This is a genomic window from Campylobacter majalis, from assembly GCF_905120465.1.
GTDB lineage: Bacteria > Campylobacterota > Campylobacteria > Campylobacterales > Campylobacteraceae > Campylobacter_A > Campylobacter_A majalis.
In genome coordinates this window covers 1-4,588 of sequence record NZ_CAJHOF010000034.1, presented here as the reverse complement: position 1 = coordinate 4,588, position 4,588 = coordinate 1, and the positions used below count along the sequence as shown (strand labels likewise).

The window sequence follows — 4,588 nt, the reverse complement described above, 5'->3', positions numbered from 1 at the left end:
TAGCCCTATGTGATGGCAAACGAGACTGTATAGATATCGCCAATAGACTTAATATAAAAGCATATGAGCTTGAAAATGTAGTGCAAAAACTTTTAGAAAATGGGTTAATAAGCGATGAAATTTGATAAAATTTATCTAATCGGAAGTGGTAGAGTTGCCAAAAAATGCCTTGAAATAGCGTCAGATTTTTTTGATAAGCAAGTAGTGCATTTAGAATTTCACAGCAAAACAAAAGCTGATGAGTTTTTTAAAAATTTAAAAAACAGCCTAATAATTAGTGCCAATAATTTTTATATTTTTAAACCGCCCACAACAACAAATAATACAATCATAAACTATCACAATTCACTTTTGCCAAGCCATGCAGGGATGAATGCTCATGTTTGGGCGATATTTCAAGGCGACAAACAAAGCGGAGTTACATGGCATTTTGCAGATGACGGCATCGATACTGGAAGGATAATCGCGCAAGAAAAGATAGAAATTTTGCCAGATATGACAGCCGCAGAACTTTTAATAAAACAGCAAAATTTAGCGGTGCAAATTTTTAAAGATTGCCTTAAACGACTTAAAAACAACAACTTTATCCTACCATCAAAATACAAACCAAGCTATCATAAAAAAGGCGACTTGCCAAATGATGGCATAATCGATGTCAATACAATGTCAAAAGAGCAAATTTTGGTGCTTTTAAGGGCGATGGATGTGGGAGCATTTAGGCAGATTGCTTACCCTAAAATTTTTACTAATAACAAATGGCAAGATATTGTATTTTACGAAACAAAGCAAGATTGTATCGAACTATTTTTACAAGACAAAACCAAATTAATTATTAAATATTAAAGGACAAATATGCAAATTATACAAAACTTCTTCGTAAATATCGACAAAGCAGAAGTCTCGCAAGATATGCAAAATTTAGTAAGTGATGGCGTAATTGACTCGCTTGATATTATGGCATTAGTTGCCCAAATAGAAAGACATTATAAAAAACCACTTGATGCGAAATTTATCGATACTGAAAATTTTCAAAGCTTTGAAGCGATTAGCAAAATGCTTAAAGATGCCTACGAATGAAAGAGCTTTTAAGCCATGTAAGCGGAATTATAACAAACCATAACATCTGTGAAATGCTTGAACATTTAGGACTTAAAAAGGGCGATCATGTTTGTGTGCATAGTGAGCTTTTTACTCTTGGAGTGCCACTTTTAGAAAAAGATGAGTTTTTAAGCGAGATTGTAAAATGCTTTTGGCAAATCATCGGCAAAAACGGAGTTTTGATAATGCCAACTTTCACATATAGTTTTTGCAAAAATTTATCTTTTGATAATCTAAAAACGCCAAGCACCATGGGTGTTTTGACTGAATTTTTTAGACTGCAAAACAAAAGCCTTAGAAGCAATGATCCGATATTTTCATTTACAATTAGTGCCAAAAACGCAAAAGAGTATATAAATGACTGCAAAAGCTGCTTTGGGGTTGGCTCAGTTTATGACATTTTATTCAAAAACAGTGGCAAAATTTTACACTTTGGCAATGCCTATAAGGGCTTTACATTTAGCCATTTTTTGGAAGAAAAGCTTAACATCCCCTATAGATATTTTAAAGAATTTAGCGGAGAACTCATTGATGAAAATGGCATAAAACAACACAAAAATATTTTATATTTTGTAAGGCAACTTCAAAGCAGATCGATACTAAGCGTTGAAAAAAATGTGAAAATTTTAACCAATGCTAATAATTTTAAAGTAGAAAATTTAGGTGGTGGTAATGTGAGTATAATGGAGTGCAAAAAGTATCACGATGCTATAAAAAATGCTTTGCAAGATGATCAATTTGCACTTGTGATTTAGGAGATAAAATGATAACAAATGTCTGTGATTTTTTAGAAAAAACGGCGATAAAATTTAGCAAAAAAGTGGCTTTTATAGAAAATGAAAAAAGCATAACTTACGACGAATTTGATACGCTTACAGATAAGTTAGCCAGTGAAATTTTAAGGCTTGGACTGCTTAGGCAAGAGCCTGTTTTAGTGCTTTTGCCAAAGGGGATTCATTGCCTTGTTAGTTTTTTAGGAGTAGCAAAAAGTGGGAATTTTTACACCTTGCTTGATGAAAAAACGCCAAAAGAGAGAATTTTAAAAGTTGCTAAAATTTTAAAACCAAAACTACTAATTACAAGCAAAAAATTTGACTTTTCATATATTGATTTGCCTTGTATTTTTTGCGAAGATTTTGAAAATTTTAGCATCGATAAAGATATACTAAATGTCTGCAAAGAGCGTCACATCGATACAAATTTACTTTATGTGTTTTTCACATCAGGATCTACTGGCATACCAAAAGGCGTTAGCATTACGCATAAAAGCGTGATTGACTACACATTTTGGGTATGCGAGACATTTGATGTAAGCGAGAGCGAAATTTTAGCCAACCAAGCACCTTTTTACTTTGACAATTCGATCCTTGATATATTTAGCACAATTAAAATGGGCGCAACGCTTCATATTTTGCCAACTTCTATTTTTGCCTTTCCGCTTAAAGCGATCGAGTATCTAAAAAGGCACGAAATTTCTATGGTATTTTGGGTGCCATCGGTTCTTATTTATTTTGCAAATACAAATGCCTTAAACGATGCAAATTTAACTTCACTTAAAAAGGTGCTATTTTGTGGCGAAATAATGCCAAACAAGCAACTAAATGTCTGGCGAAAAAACTTACCTTGGGCTATTTTTGCAAATTTATACGGACCAACCGAGATAACTGACGTTTGTGCGTATTATATCTGCGATAGAGAATTTAAAGACGATGAAATTTTACCAATTGGCAAGGCGTGTAAAAATACAGAGCTTTTGATATTTGATAAAAATTTTAATCTCATAACAAAAGAGCAAGTCGGCACAAAAGGTGAGCTTTGTGTGCGTGGCACAGGGCTTAGCGTGGGATATTACGCAGATAAGGACAAAAGCTCAAAGGCGTTTTTGCAAAATCCTTTACATGATAATTACGAAGATAAAATTTACCGCACTGGCGATATCGTCTGCTACAACGAAAGGGGCGAAATTTTATGCTTTGGAAGAGCTGACAATCAGATAAAAATAATGGGTCATAGGGTTGAGCTTGGTGAGATAGAAACTACGATAAACTCACACGATAAAGTGCAAAACTCAGCTTGTGTGTTTAAGGATGATATGATAACTTGCTTTTACGAAGCAATTAGCGAAGTTGATTTTAAGGCATTTTTAAAGGATAAATTGCCACTTTATATGATACCTAGAAATTTCATCAAAGTAGGCAAATTTGAGCTAAATCAAAATGGCAAGATAGATAGAAAAAAACTGATGGAGCTAGCGTGAATAAAACATTTAAAGCACATAAAATTTCAGCCATTAGCGTAGCAATGGGACAAAACTACATAAGCTTTGAGAGCGAAATGATAGGCACTAGCACATCAAAAATAGAGCTAGCAAAGCAAAATTTTGGCATAAACGCACACTATCTTTGCGACGACAATACTTATGCATCAGATCTTGGCACAGCGGCACTAAAAAGTCTTTTAGATAGCAACGCGATAGAAAAAGAGCATATCGATATGCTTATGTGCGTTACGCATACGCCTGATTTTCTAGCACCGCAAACTTCAAGCTTGATACATAAAAATTTAAATCTTAGCCAGGATACATTTTGTGTAGATATGACGGCTTATTGCTTTGGCTTTTTACAAGCTTTACAACAAGCTTTTATAAACATACAAAGCGGACTTGAAAATATCGTAATCATCTGCATCTCAGCCAAAAGTCACCTACTTGATAAAACAGATAAAATTTCATATGCTGCCTACAGCGATAGTGCAAGTTGCATACTAGTGCAAAGGGCGAGTAATTTAAGGAATTTTGCCTTTGCAAGTAAAACATTTAGCCAATATGCCAAAGAAGAGACTAAGCCACTTTGTGCATATAACAAAAAAGGGATTAAAACTTTAATTATTAATAACGCAATGTTTTTTAAATTTATTATGGAAAATTTTCCGCCATTTTTTGACGAATTTCTAGAGAAAAATACACTAAATAAAGATGAAATTGACACCTTTTATCTACACTCACCAAATGCTTTTTTCAAAACCAAACTCTGTCAATGCCTAAACATATCACTATCAAAGTGTCTTGCTGCGTCATTATCGCTATATGCAAATGCTGATACAAACAATATCCCACTAAATTTAATCCTACATAAATGGGGGGGGGGTAGCGGCATAAAACGTGCCATAGTAGCAAGTTATGGAACCGGCATAACTATGAATATTGCAAGTTTTGATATTAATTTAGATGAGATAAAATTCGCTAAAATTTCATGTTATAGCGACTTTTGACTTTAAATGCTAGTGGCGTATGAATTTATATTGTCTTGTCTTAAAAATTATGACAAATGCGAGACTAGGCTCAATTTGTATTTAGCAAAAGATTTAAAATAAGTTGGGCTGTTTTCTACTTCGCTTCGCTCGTAGCTTTCCAAGAACTACTTCGCTTCGCTCGTAGCTTTCCAAGAACTACTTCGCTTCGCTCGTAGCTTTCCAAGAACTACTTCGCTTC

Annotated in this window: 6 protein-coding genes; all 6 read left to right on the top strand. The window is 34.0% G+C overall.

Going from position 1 to position 4,588, the window contains the following annotated elements; all coding sequences use genetic code 11:
• Positions 1–125 (top strand): winged helix-turn-helix domain-containing protein (locus tag LQU93_RS10135; RefSeq protein WP_418884083.1); only part of this gene is annotated, 125 nt, incomplete at its 5' end.
• The gene (locus LQU93_RS09675; RefSeq protein ID WP_229933683.1) at positions 115–843 is read left to right on the top strand and encodes a formyl transferase; all 729 of its coding nucleotides are present in this window, start codon (positions 115–117) and stop codon (positions 841–843) included. The genes LQU93_RS10135 and LQU93_RS09675, both read left to right, overlap by 11 nt.
• 9 nt (positions 844–852) lie before the next feature.
• Positions 853–1,077 (top strand): acyl carrier protein, encoded by a 225-nt coding sequence (locus tag LQU93_RS09670; protein WP_229933682.1) that lies wholly within the window; start codon positions 853–855, stop codon positions 1,075–1,077.
• Positions 1,074–1,853 carry an AAC(3) family N-acetyltransferase gene (locus tag LQU93_RS09665; RefSeq protein ID WP_229933681.1) on the top strand — a complete coding sequence of 260 codons (780 nt, stop codon included), beginning with the start codon at positions 1,074–1,076 and terminating at the stop codon, positions 1,851–1,853. Before LQU93_RS09670 ends, LQU93_RS09665 begins: the two co-directional genes overlap by 4 nt.
• An 8-nt stretch (positions 1,854–1,861) precedes the next feature.
• Positions 1,862–3,355 carry an amino acid adenylation domain-containing protein gene (locus LQU93_RS09660; protein ID WP_229933680.1) on the top strand — a complete coding sequence of 498 codons (1,494 nt, stop codon included), beginning with the start codon at positions 1,862–1,864 and terminating at the stop codon, positions 3,353–3,355.
• Entirely contained in the window at positions 3,352–4,368 is a 1,017-nt protein-coding gene (locus LQU93_RS09655) for a beta-ketoacyl-[acyl-carrier-protein] synthase family protein (protein ID WP_229933679.1), read from the top strand. Before LQU93_RS09660 ends, LQU93_RS09655 begins: the two co-directional genes overlap by 4 nt.
• Positions 4,369–4,588 lie beyond the last annotated feature (220 nt).